Source organism: Aeromonas sp. 603607 (genome assembly GCF_049171595.1).
In the GTDB taxonomy this organism is placed as follows: domain Bacteria; phylum Pseudomonadota; class Gammaproteobacteria; order Enterobacterales; family Aeromonadaceae; genus Aeromonas; species Aeromonas veronii.
The window spans coordinates 15,603-31,501 of record NZ_JAAKOV010000017.1 but is presented as its reverse complement, the minus strand read 5'-3'; the positions used below and the strand labels follow the sequence as shown (position 1 = coordinate 31,501).

Sequence of the window (15,899 nt, the reverse complement as noted above, 5' to 3'; positions counted from 1 at the left end):
GCGCTTTTGAGTGACCTCGCATGTTGAATAATTGCTGAGCCTGACCAACCGGCGCAGCCACAACAGCGACTCATTCAACCACCCGTCGTGATGTATTTCTCGGCGCTAACCAACCTCTCTTCCCGTAACGGTAGTGCAATTAAGTATGATTACAATCAAAAGAGGACTGGACATCCCCGTGCTGGGTGCGCCAGAGCAAGTAATCTACGATGGCCCCGCCATCACCCGTGTTGCTACACTGGGCGAGGAGTTCGTGGGGATGCGACCTACTATGTTCGTCAAAGTAGGTGATCGCGTCATCAAAGGTCAGGAGCTCTTCGAAGACAAGAAGAATCCCGGCGTTAAATTCACGGCCCCCGCCACCGGCGTAGTTTCAGAGATCAACCGTGGAGCCAAACGTGTGCTCCAGTCAGTGGTCATCGACCTCGACGGCTCCGATGAGCAGGTGACCTTCGAGCATTTTGCCTCTTCCGAGCTGGCCAAGCTCGAGCGCAGCAAGGTGCAAGAGATCCTGGTTGCATCAGGTCAGTGGATAGCACTGCGCACTCGCCCGTTCAGCAAAGTCCCTGCGGTTGGCTCAGCCCCGCGCGCCATCTTCGTGACCGCGATGGACACCAACCCGCTGGCTGCCGATGCCGAGCTGATTATCAAGGAACAGCCGCAGGCCTTCCTCGATGGTCTTGCCGTATTGACCCGCCTGACCGACGGCACCGTCTATGTCTGTAAAGGCGAAGGCAGTCTGCCTCACTCCTCTTTGGCTCAGGTCAAGGAAGAGATCTTCGTCGGTCCGCACCCTGCCGGTCTGCCGGGTACCCATATCCACTTCCTGGATCCGGTCAGCAGCACCAAGGTGCAGTGGCACATCAACTATCAGGATGTGATCGCATTCGGCAAGCTGTTCACCACCGGTCAGATCTGCACCGACAAGGTGATCGCCCTGGCCGGCCCGAATGTGCTCAAGCCGCGTCTGCTGCGTACCCGTCTGGGGGCCTGCATCAGCCAACTCACCAACAATGAGCTGCGTGCCGATGAAAACCGCGTCATCTCCGGTTCCCTGCTGAGCGGCGCCAAGGCTGAGGGTGTTCACGACTATCTGGGTCGTTACCACAATCAGGTCTGTGCACTGGGCGAGGGTCGCGAGAAAGAGTTCCTGGGCTGGATCAACCCCAGTGCCAACAAGTTCTCCATCACCCGCACCACCCTCTCTCATCTGATGAAGGGTCGCCTTATCAACTTCACCACCACTACCAACGGTAGTGACCGTTCCATGGTGCCTATCGGCAACTATGAACGGGTGATGCCACTCGACATCCTGCCCACCCTGCTGCTGCGGGACATGATCTCCGGCGATACCGACGGTGCGCAAGCACTGGGCTGCCTGGAGCTGGATGAGGAAGATTTGGCCCTCTGTACTTTCGTTTGCCCCGGCAAGACCGAGTACGGCCCTATCTTGCGTGAGTGCCTGACCAAGATTGAACTGGAAGGTTAAGCGATGAGTTTCAAGCAACTTCTTGAAAATATGGAACATCACTTCGAACCGGGTGGAAAGTACGCCAAGTACTACGCCCTGTTCGAAGCGGCGTACACCCTGTTCTATACCCCGGGTAGCGTTACCCGCAATGCCGCCCACGTCCGTGATGCGCTCGATCTGAAGCGCATGATGATCATGGTGTGGCTGGCCGTGTTCCCGGCCATGTTCTGGGGCATGTACAACGTTGGCAACCAGGCCATCGCCGCCATTGCCCACATGGGCTCGGCAGCCGGTGCCAGCAGCTGGCAATATGCCCTGGCCACCATGCTGGGTGCCTCCCTCGATCCGGCTGTTGCCGGTATCGGCAGCAAGATGCTGATTGGCGCCACCCACTTCTTCCCGATCTACATCACCGTCTTCTTTGTCGGTGGTTTCTGGGAAGTGCTGTTTGCCATGGTGCGCAAGCACGAGATCAATGAAGGCTTCTTCGTGACCTCCATCCTGTTTGCCCTGATCGTGCCGCCCGAGCTGCCCTTGTGGCAAGCTGCGCTGGGCATCACCTTCGGTGTGGTAATGGCCAAGGAAGTGTTCGGTGGTACCGGCAAAAACTTCCTGAACCCTGCGCTGGCAGGTCGTGCGTTCCTGTTCTTCGCCTACCCGGGCCAAATCTCCGGTGACGCAGTCTGGGTTGCCGTTGATGGCTACTCCGGTGCAACCGCGCTGAGCCAATGGGCTCAGGGCGGCCAGATGGCGCTGATCAACGGTGCCACCGGTCAGGCTATCAGCTGGATGGACGCTTTCCTTGGCAACCTGCCGGGTTCCATCGGTGAAGTCTCCACCCTGATGATCCTGCTGGGTGCGGCCATGATCGTCTATATGCGCATCGCCTCCTGGCGCATCATCGCCGGCGTGATGGTCGGTATGATCGCCACTTCCCTGCTGTTCAACGTCATCGGTTCCGATACCAACCCCATGTTCAACATGCCGTGGCACTGGCATCTGGTACTGGGTGGCTTCGCCTTCGGTATGGCCTTCATGGCGACCGACCCTGTCTCCGCCGCCTTTACCAACAAGGGCAAGTGGTGGTACGGCGCCCTGATCGGCGTGATGGTCGTGCTGGTTCGCGTGGTCAACCCTGCGTTCCCGGAAGGCATGATGCTGGCCATTCTGTTTGCAAACCTGTTTGCTCCCCTGTTTGACCACTTCGTCGCTCAGGCAAACATCAAGCGGAGGATTGCTCGTGGCGTTTAATAAAGACTCAACCTTCGGCACCATCAGCGTGGTCACCGGCCTCTGTCTGGCCTGTTCCATCGTGGTATCCGTTGCTGCCGTTGGCCTGCGTTCTACCCAAGAGGAGAACAAGGCGCTGGATAAACAGAGCAATATTCTCTCCGTAGCCGGCGTGGACATCAGCGATGTAGCCAAGCGCGATCTGGCCAAGCTGTATGGCGACAAGATCGAAGCCCGTCTGGTGGATCTCGCCACCGGTAACTTTGTTGACGGCGATGCCGACAACTTCGATACCAAACAGGCGGCCAAAGATCCGGCGCAAAACATCCGTCTGGCTGCTGCCGAGGACAAAGCTGGCCTGCGCCAGATCTCCAAGCTGGTTCCGGTGTTCTTCGCCAAGGATGCCGATGGCAAGATCGACAACATCATCCTGCCCATCTACGGTCAGGGTCTGTGGTCTACCATGTATGCCTTCGTCGCGGTTGCCGCTGATGGCCAGACCATCAAGGGCATCACCTACTATGACCACGGTGAAACCCCTGGTCTGGGCGGTGAAATCGAAAATCCGGCCTGGCGCGAGCTGTTTGTCGGCAAGAAGCTGTTCGATCAGGATGGCATGCCGGCGCTGCGCGTCATCAAGGGTCACGCTCCGGCGGGCTCCGAGCACGAGATCGACGGTCTCTCCGGTGCTACCCTGACCGGTAACGGTGTACAGCATACCTTTGACTTCTGGATGGGTCCCAAGGGCTTCGGTCCTTTCCTGGCCAAGGTTCGTGCAGGAGAAATCAACAATGGCTGACAAGAGCGAAATGAAGAAGTTGCTGTTGACTCCAGTGCTGGGCAACAACCCCATCGCCTTGCAGGTGCTGGGTGTCTGTTCCGCACTGGCGGTTACCAGCCAGATGAAGACAGCGTTTGTAATGACCCTTGCGGTCATGGCGGTCACCGCCTTCTCAAACCTGTTCATCTCCCTGATCCGCAACCAGATCCCGAACAGCGTGCGGATCATTGCCCAGATGGCGATCATCGCCTCGCTGGTTATCGTGGTTGACCAGGTGCTCAAGGCGTATGCCTATGACATCTCCAAGCAGCTGTCAGTCTTCGTCGGTCTCATCATTACCAACTGTATCGTGATGGGCCGCGCCGAAGCCTACGCCATGAAGAGCGCGCCGCTCCCCTCCTTCCTGGATGGTATCGGTAACGGTCTGGGCTATGGCGCCATTCTGCTGAGTGTCGCGACCGTGCGTGAACTGCTGGGCTCCGGCACCTGGTTTGGCATCGAGCTGCTGCCGCTGGTGAACAACGGTGGCTGGTATGTACCCAACGGCCTCCTGCTGCTGCCGCCGAGTGCATTCTTCATCATTGGTCTGATCATCTGGGGCGTGCGCACCAAGGATCCCAAGCAGGTGGAGGCGAAGGATTAAGGTATGGAACACTATCTGAGTCTGTTGATTAAATCGATCTTCATCGAAAACCTGGCACTCTCCTTCTTCCTGGGGATGTGTACCTTCCTGGCGGTATCCAAGAAGGTCAAGACCTCCATGGGTCTGGGTATTGCCGTTATCGTGGTGCAAACCATCGCCGTACCGGTCAACAACCTGATCTACAACTACGTGCTGAAGGCCGGAGCTCTCTCCCCTGACCTGGATCTGAGCTTCCTGAGCTTCATCACCTTTATCGGGGTGATCGCAGCGCTGGTACAGATCCTGGAGATGGCGCTGGACAAGTACTTCCCGGCTCTCTACAACGCGCTGGGCATCTTCCTGCCGCTCATCACCGTGAACTGCGCCATCTTCGGTGGCGTCTCCTTCATGGTGCAGCGTGACTACACCTTCGTGGAGTCTGTGGTCTACGGCGTGGGCTCAGGGGCAGGCTGGATGCTGGCGATCGTTGCGCTAGCGGGTATCCGCGAGAAGATGAAGTACTCCGATGTCCCGGAAGGCCTGCGTGGTCTGGGCATCACCTTCATCACCGCCGGTCTGATGGCGCTGGGCTTCATGTCCTTCTCTGGTATCTCCCTGTAATCGGCTTTCCTGCAATCAGAAAGGAACGATAGATGGAAATTATTTTGGGTGTGGTCATGTTTACCGTGATCCTGCTGGCACTGGTGGCAGTCATTCTGTTCGCCAAGTCCAAGCTGGTGACCGCGGGCGACGTGACAATCAGCATCAATGGTGACCCGGCCAAGGCTGTGACCAGCCCGGCCGGTGGCAAGCTGCTCGGCGTGCTGGCTGGCAGCGGTATCTTCGTCTCCTCCGCCTGTGGCGGCGGTGGCTCCTGCGGCCAGTGCAAGGTACGGGTGAAATCCGGTGGCGGCGACATTCTGCCGACCGAACTGGATCACATCAGCAAGGGCGAAGCCCGTCATGGCGAGCGTCTGGCCTGTCAGGTTACCGTTCGCTCCGACATGGATATCGAACTGCCGGAAGAGATCTTCGGGGTGAAGAAGTGGGAATGTACTGTTATCTCCAACGATAACAAGGCCACCTTCATCAAGGAGCTCAAGCTGCAGATCCCCGATGGCGAGAGCGTACCGTTCCGCGCCGGTGGTTATATCCAGATTGAAGCCCCGGCTCACCACGTGCACTACAAGAACTTCGATATTCCCGAGGAGTATCGCGGTGACTGGGATCGCTTCAAGATCTTTGAGCTGGAGTCCAAGGTCGATGAGCCAATCATCCGTGCCTACTCCATGGCCAACTATCCGGAAGAGTTCGGCATCATCATGCTGAACGTGCGTATCGCGACCCCGCCCCCGAGCAACTGGACTGCCCCTCCGGGACAGATGTCCTCCTACATCTTCAGCCTGAAGGCTGGCGACAAGGTGACTATCTCCGGTCCGTTCGGTGAGTTCTTCGCCAAGGATACCGATGCCGAAATGGTATTCATCGGTGGTGGTGCAGGTATGGCGCCGATGCGTTCCCATATCTTCGACCAGCTGCGTCGCCTGAAGTCCAAGCGCAAGATGAGCTTCTGGTACGGTGCCCGTTCCAAGCGCGAAATGTTCTATGTCGAAGACTTTGACATGCTCGCCGCCGAGAACGAGAACTTCACCTGGAACGTCGCCCTGTCTGATCCGCAACCGGAAGACAACTGGGACGGCTACACCGGCTTCATCCACAACGTGCTCTACGAGAACTATCTCAAGAACCACGAAGCACCGGAAGATTGCGAGTTCTACATGTGTGGACCTCCGGTGATGAACGCTGCCGTCATCAACATGCTCAAAGACTTGGGCGTTGAAGACGAAAACATCCTGTTGGATGACTTTGGTGGTTAATCCATGCACAGTGTTGTAAAGACCTGGCTAGCCTTCGGGCTAGCCTTTTTCTTGACTGGGTGCGGTCAGGAGACGGTCCAATCCAAACCGGAGATCCACATCACCGGTAGCACCATGGGCACTTACTACTCCATCAAGGTGGCGGACAGCGCCATCAGCGATCCGGCCAAGCTTCAAGCTGAGGTGGATGTGTTGCTGGAGCGGGTCAACGACCAGATGTCGACCTATCGCCCCGATTCCGAACTGTCGCGCTTCAACCAGAGCCGTGACAACAAACCGGTTGTGGTATCCCGCGATACCGCACGGGTCGTCACAGAGGCCATTCACATTGGCCGTGAGAGCCAGGGGGCGCTGGACGTCACCGTTGGCCCCTTGGTCAATCTGTGGGGCTTTGGCCCGGACAAGAAGCCGACCAAGGTTCCCTCCGACGAGCTGATCACCCAGACTCGCCAGAAGACCGGTCTGGGCAACCTGCACGTCATCACCTCGGTGGATGCCGATACCCTGCAAAAAGATATTCCGGACCTCTACGTCGATCTCTCCGCCATCGCCAAGGGCTTTGGTGTGGACAAGGTAGCCGAGTATCTGGAGTCACTGGGTGCGCGCAACTATCTGGTGGAGATTGGCGGCGAGCTGCGGATCAATGGCGTCAACGGCAAGGGTCACCCCTGGCGCGTGGCCATCGAGAAGCCCACCGCAGGCACCGGCACGGTGCAAGAGGTGATCGTGCCCGGTGACAACGGGGTGGCCACCTCCGGCGATTACCGCAACTACTATGAACTGGATGGTCAGCGCTTCTCCCACACCATAGATCCGCGCAGCGGCAAGCCGATCCAGCACCGTCTGGTGTCGGTCACCGTGATCCACCCCTCCTGCATGACCGCAGACGGGTTGGCCACCGTGTTTATGGTGATGGGGACCGAGAAAAGCCTGGCCTATGCCAACGAGCGCGGCCTGGCGATCTTCGTGATCACCAAGACGGACAATGGCTTTGAAGAGGCTTACTCCGATGCCTTCAAGCCCTATCTGGTCAAGAAGTAAGAGGTAGAGATGCAGATTTTTCTGATCACCTTCGGGGTATTCATGCTGGTGATAGCCGCCATGGCTATCGGTTACATCTTCCAGAAGAAGACCATCTCCGGCTCCTGTGGCGGTCTGGGTAGCGTCGGCATCGAGAAAGAGTGCGATTGCCCGGAACCCTGCGACAACCGCAAGAAGAAGATGGCCAAGGAAGAGGCCCGTCGCAAGATGCTGGAAGAGAACCGCATCATCTGATGACTCTGGTTTTTCGGTAAACAAAAGCGCGCCATCGGCGCGCTTTTTACTGGGCGTTATCTTGCGTTAACGGTCAGGGCTGACGTTCGATATAGAGGATCACTTCGCCAAGATGGATACCGAACTTGCTGATCTCGGCACGATTGATCAGACGATCTTCGTCCAGCAGGTACATCCAGTCATCGAAGCTCACCCGCACCACCTCGCCATCCGGCAGCACCAGATCGAGCTGATAACGCCAGTTGAGGGCAAACCCTTGGCTTTTACCCATCGCCTCTCCCACCACATCGGAAGCAGTACCTCGCCAGTGACCGTCAGCCCCCTTGCTCAGATACCAGGTACGGGTCTGTTGGCGGCCATCATCAAAGTAGAACTGCTCGAACAGCTCTCCCTTGCCATCTTTCCAACGACCCACCATCTCGACCCGAAAGCGACTGGTCACTTCGCCGCTGCGATCGGTTACCAGGCCGTGAGCCACCAATTTGCCGTTGAAGAAACGAGCGAGATCCCAGTTTGGCCCCTGCCCACGATAGTCATCGAGACTGGCACCACAGCCACTCAGCAGCAAAAAGGGGAGCAACAGCAACAAGCGGTATGCACGATAGAAAAACATTGGAAACTCCATGTTCAGGGTTGGCCACGCAGGCGGCGGGTCAGGGCGGGATCGCGGCTGTTGTCAGCCAGCCAGATGGCGAGAAAAGCGGCCGAGAATTGCGGATCGGCCAAGGTGCCGAGGGGTTTTTCCTGCCACCAGAAGTGGCCTGCCCCGCCCTTGTCGACATAGAAGGTGAGCTTGTCGCCTGCCTGCACATCGGGCCAGAGTGCTGCGAGCTGGCCGAGCCAGCGCTGACGCTCGGCGTCAGAGCCAAGACCGAGCCGCTGCCACTCGGCGGCGGTAGCGCTCAGCAGATCTTGCCGTTCGATGGGTCTGGCATAGATGAGGGTCAGTGCCTGCGGATAGTGACCGGGCTGATAGCGCCCGCTTTCACTATAGAGGGTGGCATCGTAGAGCTTGAACCAGAGCCAGTTCATCTCCCCCTGCCCGACCGGGCGCAACTGCTGCCAGGGAGCGGCAGAAGCCTGCACTGCGGTTGCAGCCAAGAGCGCAAACGCCAGCAGTAGAGGGTTAATTCCACCCCATATGCCAGTGGTTGGGGTCTTCCAGTTCATGCCAGTCCATCTCCTGTTCCTGCAGGGTGTTGATATCCTGCATCACCACCTGCACCAACCGACCTTGCGCATCCCGCTGGCAGGCAACCACCAGATAGAAGCGATCAGTCAACTCATGCTGGCTCTCTTTGGTCCATTTGGAAAAAAGCAACGAGTCGGTCGAAAAGGTGTTTGTCATCATTCACCCTCCAGCTTGACCATTACCCACAGGAGTACGGGTAACCACCACATCCAGATCACTGCCAGCAACGCCGTGCTGATCCAGATGCCCCAGGGTAAGTGTACTGCCCCCATGGCAGCCCCCGCCACATAGGAGGAAGCACCGCCAAATACGCCAAACAGCGCCTGCTGCCAGCGGGGCAAACGCAGCAGCCAGCGCATACCGTGGGCCAGCGTCAGGGCAAAACCGAGCCAGAGCAGTACCAGCCAGAGGGGAAAACCGGACGGGAACCGGAACAGGCCGAGCTGCCAGAGCAGGGCATCCAGCAGACAGCCGGCCACCGCGATGGGAAGCAGCCGCCAGTCACGCTGGCGGCTGGGTGAGAAGAGAAAGTGCAGCAGCAACATTGCCAGCAGCGGGCCCGGCTGCTGCCACTTCACCGCCAGCAACCAGTAGAGGTTGAACCCCAGCAGGTGAGCCCACTGCCACATGGTCAGTGACCGCTTACTGGCACATCACCCAACCAGCCAGCGGGCCCCGGCTTGGCGGCCTCCAGCTGCACCAGACTGATGGTGCGCTCCCAGAATCCCCCCTCGCAATAGGCAAAGTAGAAGTGCCACAACCGGATGAAATCCTGGCTGTAACCGAGCTTGGGCAGCTCGGGCGCCAACGCCAGAAAGCGATCGCACCAGTGGGCCAGGGTGCGGGCATAGTGATGGCCGTGATCGTGCAACCGTACCAGTTGCATGTCGGTCTCCCGCGCCAGCAGCCCCGCCATCTGGGAGACACTCGGCAGGCAGCCACCGGGGAAGATATAGCGCTGGATAAAATCGACCCCGCGCAGATACTGGGCGTGGCGCTGATCGGCGATGGTGATGGCCTGAATGAGCAGACGGCCACCGGGCTTGAGCAGCCGCGACAGCTGGCGGAAATAGTCGGGCAGGAAGGCGTGCCCCACCGCCTCGATCATCTCGATGGAGACCAGCTTGTCATAGGTGCCCTCCAGCTTGCGGTAATCCTCCAGCAGCAAGGTGATGCGCTCCCCCAGCCCCTCCCGCGCAATCCACTCCTTGGCATAATCATGCTGGGCCCGGGAGATGGTAGTGGTCGTCACCCGGCAGCCATAGTGGCGGGCGGCATAGACAGCGAGGCCGCCCCAGCCGGTGCCGATCTCCAGCAGATGATCGTCAGGCCCTAACTCGAGCCGCTCGCAGATGGTGCGCAACTTGGCCTGCTGCCCCTCTTCCAAAGTGGCCTCGGCGCTCGGATAGATGGCGCTCGAGTACTGCATATGGCTGTCGAGAAACCCCTGATAGAGGGTATTGCCGAGATCGTAGTGGGCGGCGATGTTGGAGCGCGAACCTGTCAGAGTATTGCGGTTGAGCCAGTGGCGCACCTTGTTGAACGGGAAGCTGAGCCAGCCGAGGCGCCGTTCGAGGGAGTCGAGCAGGGTCAGATTGCGGGCCAGCAGCCGCACCAGCGCCACCGGATCCGGGCTGGTCCAGAGCCCCTCCACCCAGGTTTCTCCGGCGGCAATACTGCCCCCCAGCAACAGACGACGATAGAAGGCAGGATCCTGCACCACCAGTTCGGCATGCAGATCGGTGCCCGCGACGCCAAAGCTGTGCCGCTCACCGCCATCCCGCAGCAGCAGTTGGCCATGTTCGAGGCGACCCAGCAGATTGAGCAGCAGTTGTCTTGCCCCCTTGTCGATGAAAGAGGCAGAGAGGGTTGATTGAGCAAGTTCCATTAGCGGCTCTCCGGATGGGTAAAAATCGGTGTTCGTTTGATAAATAGACGCAGGGCCTGCCAGTAGATCCCGAGCAGCACCTTCATGGTCATCCAGGGCCAGCGGGTCAGCAGGGCTACCAACCCCTTGCGCGACAGCGGTTCGCGCGTGAGCGCAAGGGTTGCGTCAAACAGCTTGGCCTCACCGGATACGGGATGACTCTCGATATGGATCAGTGTCTCCTGCGCGGGCGGCCTGATGCGCCAGTGGTAACGCATCGCCAGCCCCATAAAGGGGGAGACGTGGAAATCCTTGTCATGGGGCGCCAGCGCCGCCAGATCCAGCAGGTAGTAGTGACGCTCGTTCCAGGGGGTGTTCGACACCTCCGCCAGCAGATAGCGCGCCTCTCCCTGTCGGTAGCAGAAGTAGAAGTTGACCGGGCTGAAGTAGAACCCCAGACAGCGCACGTTGCCGAGCAGCAGCACCCGTCCCTCGGGGTCGGCATCGCCACCCAACTCGCTCACCTTCTGCCACACCGCCTGCTTGAGGCTACCCTCGCTGCCCTTGAGATAGTCGTGGCGGTGAAACGAGAGCAGCCCTGCCCGCTCCACCCCGAACCAGCGACCCTGATCGAGCTGCGGCAGCTCGTCGAGATCCAGTCCCAGCATAAAGAGGCTGTAGGAGAAGGCGTGGGGCCGCGGTGCAAAACGGCGGTGGCGCACCGATCCCTGCCAGATGGCACTGGTGACGCCAGCCAGTTCGTCGGCACCCTCATGTTCGGTGACCACGGTGGCGCCGTTCATAGCTCGGCCCCGAAGCGCTGGGCAACGTCCAGCGCACTGCGCACCCCATCCTCATGGAAACCGTTGTACCAGTAGGCACCGCAGAAGTGGGTATGCTGCTGGCCGCAGATCTCCGCACGCCGCTGCTGGGCGGCGATGGAGGCCTGGTTGAACACCGGATGGTGGTAGACGAAGCGGCGCAGCACCTTGCTCTCATCCACCTTGCCCTTGGGGTTGAGGCTGACGCAGAAGGGCTCTGGCGAGTTCACCCCCTGCAGGATGTTCATGTTGTAGCTCACCAGCGGCCGCGCCTCGTCGTTGCCATCGAGCTGATAGTTCCAGCTGGCCCATGCCTTGCGGCGGGTGGGCAGGCAGCGCGCATCGGTATGAAGCCAGACATCGTTGGCCTGATAGGGCATGTCGCCGAGAATCGACTGCTCCTGCTCGCCGGGATCCGCCAGCAGCGCCAGCGCCTGATCGCTGTGGCAGGCGAAGATCACCTCGTCAAACCGCTCCTCGCCGTAACTGCTCTGGATCACCACCCCATCCGCTTCCCGCCGTACGCTCTGCACCGGACAGGCGAGTCGGATCTGCGACTGCCAACCCGCGGTGAGTGGCCCGATATATTCCCGCGAGCCGCCCGGGATCACGTACCACTGGGGGCGATTGGCCACATCCAGCAGACCGTGGTTGGCAAAAAAGCGCAGGAAGAAACCTAGGGGGAAGGCGCGCATATCGGCCAGGGTCGATGACCAGATCGCCGCCCCCATCGGCAAGATGTAGTGGCGGGCGAAGTAGTCGCTAAACTCCCCCGCCAGCAAAAAATCCCCCAGAGTCAGCTCGGGGACTGCATCCTGATGTTGACCATCTGCCAGCCAGGCTCGTGCCTCCCGGTTGAACCGCAAAATCTCGGCGACAAAACCGTAGAAACGGGGACTCAGCAGATTACTGCGCTGGGCAAACAGGGTGTCGAGGTTGTGGCCGTTGTACTCCAGCCCCTCCGGGCTCTTTACCGAGAAGCTCATCTCGGCCGGTTGGCGCGCCATGCCGATCCGTGCCAGCAACTTCAAGAAGTTGGGGTAGGTGCGATCGTTGAAGACAATAAAGCCGGTGTCGATGGCATAGCTGCGGCCAGCCTGATTCACATCGACGGTCGCAGTGTGGCCGCCCAGAGTCGGCGCCGCCTCGAACAGGGTGATGTCATGGTGTTTGTGGAGCAGAAAACCGGCGGTGAGCCCCGAGATCCCTGAACCGACGATGGCGATCTTTTTCTTCATGAATGGCTTCCTTTCGATACGAGTGCGCGGCCAAGGCGCAGCCAGAGCCCCACCGGCAGCGCACCAAGCAGGCGCAGCAACCAGATGAAACGGCGGGGAAAGTGGATCTGGTGACGACCAGCGGTCAGCCCGTCCATGATGGCACGGGAGGCCTGCTCCACCGTCACCAGACAGGGCATGGGAAAATCATTTTTGGCGGTGAGCGGAGTCTGGACAAAGCCGGGGCGGATCAGGGTCACCCCGATCCCTTTGCTGGCCAAATCGAGGCGCAAGGTATCCGCCAGATAGTCGAGGGCCGCCTTGGAGGCGCCATAGGCCTCGGCTCGTGGCAGCGGCAGCCAGCTCACCGACGAGCTGACGATGGCCAGCCGAGATCCCGCCCCGAGCAACGGCAAGAAGGCGGCCAAAGCATGGCCGGTGGCGGTCAGATTGGTGTCGATGACACGGGCAAACAGCTCGCTGTCAAACCCATCGCCGACATCCATGTACTCGCAGTTGCCTGCGTTGAGGATTAGCAGATCAAGGGATGGCAGCGTAGCAGCCACCCCGTTCATAGCGGCCAGATCCCGGGCATCAAATTGCAGCGGCGTGACGCCATCCAGCCCCAGCGCCTGCAGCCGTTCGCCATCGCGGCCACAACCCCACACCTGCCAGCCTGCCCGCCGGTAATCCAGCGCCAGTTGACGACCGATGCCGGAGGTCGCGCCTGTAATAAGCACCCGGCCGCTCATGCGCCCAGCCTCATCTTGATAGTGCGCACCACTGGCCCGAGCAGCGGCAACTGCTCGTAGAGCATGGCGCCCAGGTCAAAATAGTCCCGGTGCTGGCACACCTTGCCCGCCTCGTTGAACTCGAGGCGGGTGGCCCCCTCCACCGTCACCGGCTCACCACCACGCAAGCTGGGGTGGGAGAAGGTCATGGTCCAGCCGAGCCAGGCCTGCTGCCCTTGCTGCTGCTGACTGGTAATGACGAAGCGACAGTAGGCGAGGCGCTGATAGAGGGCGGCAAAATAGTCGCCAAGGGCCGCCAGTCCCTCGATACGGTGCGCAGGATCGGTAAAGACCACCTGTTCGGCATAGACCTCGGGCAAGCGGTGCAACTGCTGTTTGTCCAGTTGCTGATAGAGGCCAATAAAGCGGGCCAGCGGCTCGTTCATCCTATTTCTCCAGAGAGCGAAACATCTCGATGGCTCTCACCCGGGCAACGGCGTGATCCACCATGGGTGCCGGATAATCACGTTGCCCCTTGAGTCGCAGCCAGTCGTGGGGCTGATGCACATAAGCGGCGGGAATATCGGCAAGTTCAGTTACCCAGGTACGGATAAACTCCCCTTGTGGATCAAATCGTTGCCCCTGAGTGGTGGGGTTGAAGACCCGAAAGTAGGGGGCCGCATCGGCACCGGTGCCCGCTGCCCACTGCCAACCACCGTTGTTGGCCGCCAGATCCCCATCGATGAGCCTACTCATGAAGTAATCCTCCCCGAGCCGCCAGTGGATATGGAGATCCTTGGTGAGAAAGCTCGCCACTATCATTCGCAGCCGGTTGTGCATCCAACCGGTGGCGTTGAGGCAGCGCATCGCTGCATCGACGATGGGATAGCCGGTCCGTCCCTCGCACCAGGCGGCGAAGGCATCCGGATCCCAGCTCCACGGCAAGGCGGCAGTCTCCGCCTTGAAGGGGCGATTCATGGAGAGAGTCGGGATCAGCACCAGCAGGTGGCGATAGAACTCGCGCCAGATGAGCTCATTAAGCCAGACAAAGCCGGGCTGAGCCTTCGACTGGGGCCGATAGCCAAGCCGCTGCTGGAGCGCCGCCACGCACTGACGGGGGCTGATGATGCCCGCCGCCAGATAGGGGGAGAGCACAGAGGTGCCCGCGATGGCAGGAAAATCCCGGGTCTCGCCATAGTCGAGCACTGCCTGCTCCAGAAAAATGTTCAAACGACGCAGAGCTTCTGCCTCCCCCACCGGCCAGCGGGGATCAGCCGTCAGCTCGCCGAGCCCTTCATCAACCAACTCCCGCTCGGCCAGCGGCTGCCACGGCAACGACTCGCCACGGCGCGCAGGAGCGCGATGAATGACAAACCCCTCCTCGTCGAGGGCCTTGAGCCAGGCGCGGCTGAAGGGGGTGAACACCTTGAACATCTCACCCGAGCCGGTCAGCACCCGCCCCGGCGGCAATACGCAACAGCCGTTGAACCAGTGACAGCTCACCGCCAGCTCTGCCAGCGCGGCGCTGACGGCATGGTCGCGACGCTGCTCATCGATCTCGATAGCCTGATTGGCATAGAGCTGGGTCACCTCCAACTCGCGGCAGAGGTCTGCCAGCGCAGCGGGCGCCTCGGCAAAAGTCTCCACTCGCAGCAGATGGAGCGGGATGCCAAGGGCCGCCAGCTCGCGGCCCAATTCATCTACCTGCGCCAACATAAAGCGCTGACGGATGGGGGCCATTTTGTGCTGCCGCCACTGGGTAGGAGAGATGATAAAGAGCGCGGCCACCGGCTCATCACCGGCGCAGGCATGCCGCAGCGCAGGGTTGTCGGCAAGGCGCAGATCGTTGCGAAACCAGACCAGTTTCATGACTTTTTCCTCCCGCGTCCGCTGGTGCCAGCAGCATCTGGGGCATCCGCCATCAGCTCGGCAAGGCTCGCCTGCCAGCCATGGGCTTTAAGCCACTCATCGTCGTAGAGGCGCCCCAGCTCGCCAAACAGGCGCGTACCTGCGGGCCACCCGGCGGCCAGCTCCTGTTTGCCGAGCCCTGCCCCCAGCAGCACCAGCCAGGGGGTAACGGCACGCCCCTCCAGCAAGCTGGCATGGCGGGGCTCCACCGCCCCCAGCAGTTGCACCTCATAGCCCTGACCGATCAGCTCGTAGGCGGCCCAGATCAGGTCGAGAGGGCCCACCTGTCCCCAACTCGCCAAGGTGATCGGCACGCCCTTCTCCTGCTCGATCAGGTGGCGGGCGAAGCGGGTATGCAGCCAGCCCAGCCACACTTGTTGCAGCAGCTCGCCATCGGGCCGCTCGCGCCACAGCCCCAGCAGCCCCTCCACCAGCGGTTGCAGTACCCGGCTGCGCACCAGCTCGAACGGGTAGCTCGCCAGCAGGTCGTTGAGCTCGGCCTCTGCCTTGCGCTGGTTGAAGGCGAGCAGCGCCTGACTGAACTGCTCCAGGGTCTGCTGCCAGTGATCGCTCACCGGCTGGGCGTGGGGTTCGCTCAAGAGCCCCTTCACCTGCCCGATGCTCACCCCCCGCTCCAGCCAACTCAGGATCTCGCCGATCTGGCGAATATCCTGCTCGCTGTAGAGGCGGTGGCCCTTTTCGGTACGGGCCGGCTGCACCAGACCGTAGCGACGCTGCCAGGCGCGCAGGGTCACGGCGTTGATGCCGGTGAGGCGGGAGACCTCGCGAATGGGGTAGATCCCCTCATCAGCCAGAGGAGCAACTTCTTGCGGTAAATCAGACATGACAACGTCCATCAAACAGAGGGATGAAGCGCCCCGGCGCAAACAATGCGCCGGAGCAACAG

The 15,899-nt window shown here is 60.4% G+C and carries 19 protein-coding genes; 8 read left to right on the top strand and 11 right to left on the bottom strand.

Annotated features, from left to right (window positions below; translation table 11 throughout):
• Positions 1–145: 145 nt before the first annotated feature.
• From G5315_RS15850 to nqrM, 8 genes are read left to right on the top strand one after another with little or no spacing between them, the layout of a single operon-like run.
• A complete protein-coding gene (locus tag G5315_RS15850) occupies positions 146–1,489 on the top strand; it encodes a Na(+)-translocating NADH-quinone reductase subunit A (RefSeq protein ID WP_227341209.1) in 1,344 nt (447 codons plus the stop codon).
• 3 nt (positions 1,490–1,492) lie between these two features.
• On the top strand, positions 1,493–2,722 hold the full coding sequence (locus G5315_RS15845) for an NADH:ubiquinone reductase (Na(+)-transporting) subunit B (RefSeq protein WP_227341210.1): 1,230 nt from the start codon (positions 1,493–1,495) through the stop codon (positions 2,720–2,722).
• Positions 2,712–3,500, top strand: a complete 789-nt coding sequence (locus tag G5315_RS15840; RefSeq protein ID WP_005343676.1) for a Na(+)-translocating NADH-quinone reductase subunit C — start codon at positions 2,712–2,714, stop codon at positions 3,498–3,500. The genes G5315_RS15845 and G5315_RS15840 overlap by 11 nt, the downstream gene beginning before the upstream one ends.
• Positions 3,493–4,125: an NADH:ubiquinone reductase (Na(+)-transporting) subunit D gene (locus G5315_RS15835; RefSeq protein ID WP_033114212.1), complete on the top strand. Its 633-nt coding sequence runs from the start codon at positions 3,493–3,495 to the stop codon at positions 4,123–4,125. The genes G5315_RS15840 and G5315_RS15835 overlap by 8 nt, the downstream gene beginning before the upstream one ends.
• A gap of 3 nt (positions 4,126–4,128) precedes the next feature.
• Positions 4,129–4,725 carry an NADH:ubiquinone reductase (Na(+)-transporting) subunit E gene (nqrE, locus tag G5315_RS15830; protein ID WP_227341212.1) on the top strand — a complete coding sequence of 199 codons (597 nt, stop codon included), beginning with the start codon at positions 4,129–4,131 and terminating at the stop codon, positions 4,723–4,725.
• Positions 4,726–4,757: 32 nt separating this feature from the next.
• On the top strand, positions 4,758–5,981 hold the full coding sequence (nqrF, locus tag G5315_RS15825) for an NADH:ubiquinone reductase (Na(+)-transporting) subunit F (RefSeq protein WP_005338656.1): 1,224 nt from the start codon (positions 4,758–4,760) through the stop codon (positions 5,979–5,981).
• A gap of 3 nt (positions 5,982–5,984) precedes the next feature.
• Positions 5,985–7,022 (top strand): FAD:protein FMN transferase ApbE, encoded by a 1,038-nt coding sequence (locus G5315_RS15820; RefSeq protein WP_005338666.1) that lies wholly within the window; start codon positions 5,985–5,987, stop codon positions 7,020–7,022.
• Between the two features lie 9 nt (positions 7,023–7,031).
• Positions 7,032–7,256 (top strand): (Na+)-NQR maturation NqrM, encoded by a 225-nt coding sequence (gene nqrM / locus G5315_RS15815; RefSeq protein ID WP_005338668.1) that lies wholly within the window; start codon positions 7,032–7,034, stop codon positions 7,254–7,256.
• A 73-nt stretch (positions 7,257–7,329) separates the two neighbouring features.
• On the opposite strand, the gene G5315_RS15810 is transcribed toward nqrM, so the two are convergent.
• From G5315_RS15810 to G5315_RS15760, 11 genes are read right to left on the bottom strand one after another with little or no spacing between them, the layout of a single operon-like run.
• The gene (locus tag G5315_RS15810; protein WP_421333354.1) at positions 7,330–7,869 is read right to left on the bottom strand and encodes a DUF3833 domain-containing protein; all 540 of its coding nucleotides are present in this window, start codon (positions 7,867–7,869) and stop codon (positions 7,330–7,332) included.
• A 14-nt stretch (positions 7,870–7,883) separates the two neighbouring features.
• The gene (locus G5315_RS15805) at positions 7,884–8,426 is read right to left on the bottom strand and encodes a chalcone isomerase family protein (protein ID WP_421333352.1); all 543 of its coding nucleotides are present in this window, start codon (positions 8,424–8,426) and stop codon (positions 7,884–7,886) included.
• Positions 8,383–8,604 carry a TIGR02450 family Trp-rich protein gene (locus G5315_RS15800; protein WP_019445887.1) on the bottom strand — a complete coding sequence of 74 codons (222 nt, stop codon included), beginning with the start codon at positions 8,602–8,604 and terminating at the stop codon, positions 8,383–8,385. Before G5315_RS15800 ends, G5315_RS15805 begins: the two co-directional genes overlap by 44 nt.
• Entirely contained in the window at positions 8,604–9,077 is a 474-nt protein-coding gene (locus G5315_RS15795) for a DUF2878 domain-containing protein (RefSeq protein WP_157161267.1), read from the bottom strand. Before G5315_RS15795 ends, G5315_RS15800 begins: the two co-directional genes overlap by 1 nt.
• 2 nt (positions 9,078–9,079) lie before the next feature.
• Entirely contained in the window at positions 9,080–10,336 is a 1,257-nt protein-coding gene (locus G5315_RS15790; RefSeq protein ID WP_157161268.1) for an SAM-dependent methyltransferase, read from the bottom strand.
• Positions 10,336–11,118 carry a DUF1365 domain-containing protein gene (locus G5315_RS15785; protein WP_421249725.1) on the bottom strand — a complete coding sequence of 261 codons (783 nt, stop codon included), beginning with the start codon at positions 11,116–11,118 and terminating at the stop codon, positions 10,336–10,338. Before G5315_RS15785 ends, G5315_RS15790 begins: the two co-directional genes overlap by 1 nt.
• Positions 11,115–12,374 (bottom strand): NAD(P)/FAD-dependent oxidoreductase, encoded by a 1,260-nt coding sequence (locus tag G5315_RS15780; RefSeq protein WP_421333350.1) that lies wholly within the window; start codon positions 12,372–12,374, stop codon positions 11,115–11,117. The genes G5315_RS15785 and G5315_RS15780 overlap by 4 nt, the downstream gene beginning before the upstream one ends.
• Positions 12,371–13,105, bottom strand: coding sequence for an SDR family NAD(P)-dependent oxidoreductase (locus tag G5315_RS15775; RefSeq protein ID WP_421249727.1), 735 nt, complete (start codon positions 13,103–13,105; stop codon positions 12,371–12,373). The genes G5315_RS15780 and G5315_RS15775 overlap by 4 nt, the downstream gene beginning before the upstream one ends.
• Positions 13,102–13,530, bottom strand: coding sequence for a nuclear transport factor 2 family protein (locus tag G5315_RS15770; RefSeq protein WP_421249728.1), 429 nt, complete (start codon positions 13,528–13,530; stop codon positions 13,102–13,104). Before G5315_RS15770 ends, G5315_RS15775 begins: the two co-directional genes overlap by 4 nt.
• Before the next feature lies 1 nt (position 13,531).
• Positions 13,532–14,953 carry a deoxyribodipyrimidine photo-lyase gene (gene phrB / locus G5315_RS15765; protein WP_421249729.1) on the bottom strand — a complete coding sequence of 474 codons (1,422 nt, stop codon included), beginning with the start codon at positions 14,951–14,953 and terminating at the stop codon, positions 13,532–13,534.
• The gene (locus tag G5315_RS15760) at positions 14,950–15,837 is read right to left on the bottom strand and encodes a MerR family transcriptional regulator (protein ID WP_421333348.1); all 888 of its coding nucleotides are present in this window, start codon (positions 15,835–15,837) and stop codon (positions 14,950–14,952) included. Before G5315_RS15760 ends, phrB begins: the two co-directional genes overlap by 4 nt.
• Between the last annotated feature and the right edge of the window lie 62 nt (positions 15,838–15,899).

Bases quoted from the DNA above. Each gene is read 5' to 3' on its own strand.
- G5315_RS15850 (WP_227341209.1), top strand. From the start codon at position 146: ATGATTACAATCAAAAGAGGACTGGACATCCCCGTGCTGGGTGCGCCA.
- G5315_RS15845 (WP_227341210.1), top strand. From the start codon at position 1,493: ATGAGTTTCAAGCAACTTCTTGAAAATATGGAACATCACTTCGAACCG.
- G5315_RS15835 (WP_033114212.1), top strand. From the start codon at position 3,493: ATGGCTGACAAGAGCGAAATGAAGAAGTTGCTGTTGACTCCAGTGCTG.
- nqrE (WP_227341212.1), top strand. From the start codon at position 4,129: ATGGAACACTATCTGAGTCTGTTGATTAAATCGATCTTCATCGAAAAC.
- nqrF (WP_005338656.1), top strand. From the start codon at position 4,758: ATGGAAATTATTTTGGGTGTGGTCATGTTTACCGTGATCCTGCTGGCA.
- G5315_RS15820 (WP_005338666.1), top strand. From the start codon at position 5,985: ATGCACAGTGTTGTAAAGACCTGGCTAGCCTTCGGGCTAGCCTTTTTC.
- nqrM (WP_005338668.1), top strand. From the start codon at position 7,032: ATGCAGATTTTTCTGATCACCTTCGGGGTATTCATGCTGGTGATAGCC.
- G5315_RS15810 (WP_421333354.1), bottom strand. From the start codon at position 7,869: ATGTTTTTCTATCGTGCATACCGCTTGTTGCTGTTGCTCCCCTTTTTG.
- G5315_RS15805 (WP_421333352.1), bottom strand. From the start codon at position 8,426: ATGAACTGGAAGACCCCAACCACTGGCATATGGGGTGGAATTAACCCT.
- G5315_RS15800 (WP_019445887.1), bottom strand. From the start codon at position 8,604: ATGACAAACACCTTTTCGACCGACTCGTTGCTTTTTTCCAAATGGACC.
- G5315_RS15795 (WP_157161267.1), bottom strand. From the start codon at position 9,077: ATGTGGCAGTGGGCTCACCTGCTGGGGTTCAACCTCTACTGGTTGCTG.
- G5315_RS15790 (WP_157161268.1), bottom strand. From the start codon at position 10,336: ATGGAACTTGCTCAATCAACCCTCTCTGCCTCTTTCATCGACAAGGGG.
- G5315_RS15785 (WP_421249725.1), bottom strand. From the start codon at position 11,118: ATGAACGGCGCCACCGTGGTCACCGAACATGAGGGTGCCGACGAACTG.
- G5315_RS15780 (WP_421333350.1), bottom strand. From the start codon at position 12,374: ATGAAGAAAAAGATCGCCATCGTCGGTTCAGGGATCTCGGGGCTCACC.
- G5315_RS15775 (WP_421249727.1), bottom strand. From the start codon at position 13,105: ATGAGCGGCCGGGTGCTTATTACAGGCGCGACCTCCGGCATCGGTCGT.
- G5315_RS15770 (WP_421249728.1), bottom strand. From the start codon at position 13,530: ATGAACGAGCCGCTGGCCCGCTTTATTGGCCTCTATCAGCAACTGGAC.
- phrB (WP_421249729.1), bottom strand. From the start codon at position 14,953: ATGAAACTGGTCTGGTTTCGCAACGATCTGCGCCTTGCCGACAACCCT.
- G5315_RS15760 (WP_421333348.1), bottom strand. From the start codon at position 15,837: ATGTCTGATTTACCGCAAGAAGTTGCTCCTCTGGCTGATGAGGGGATC.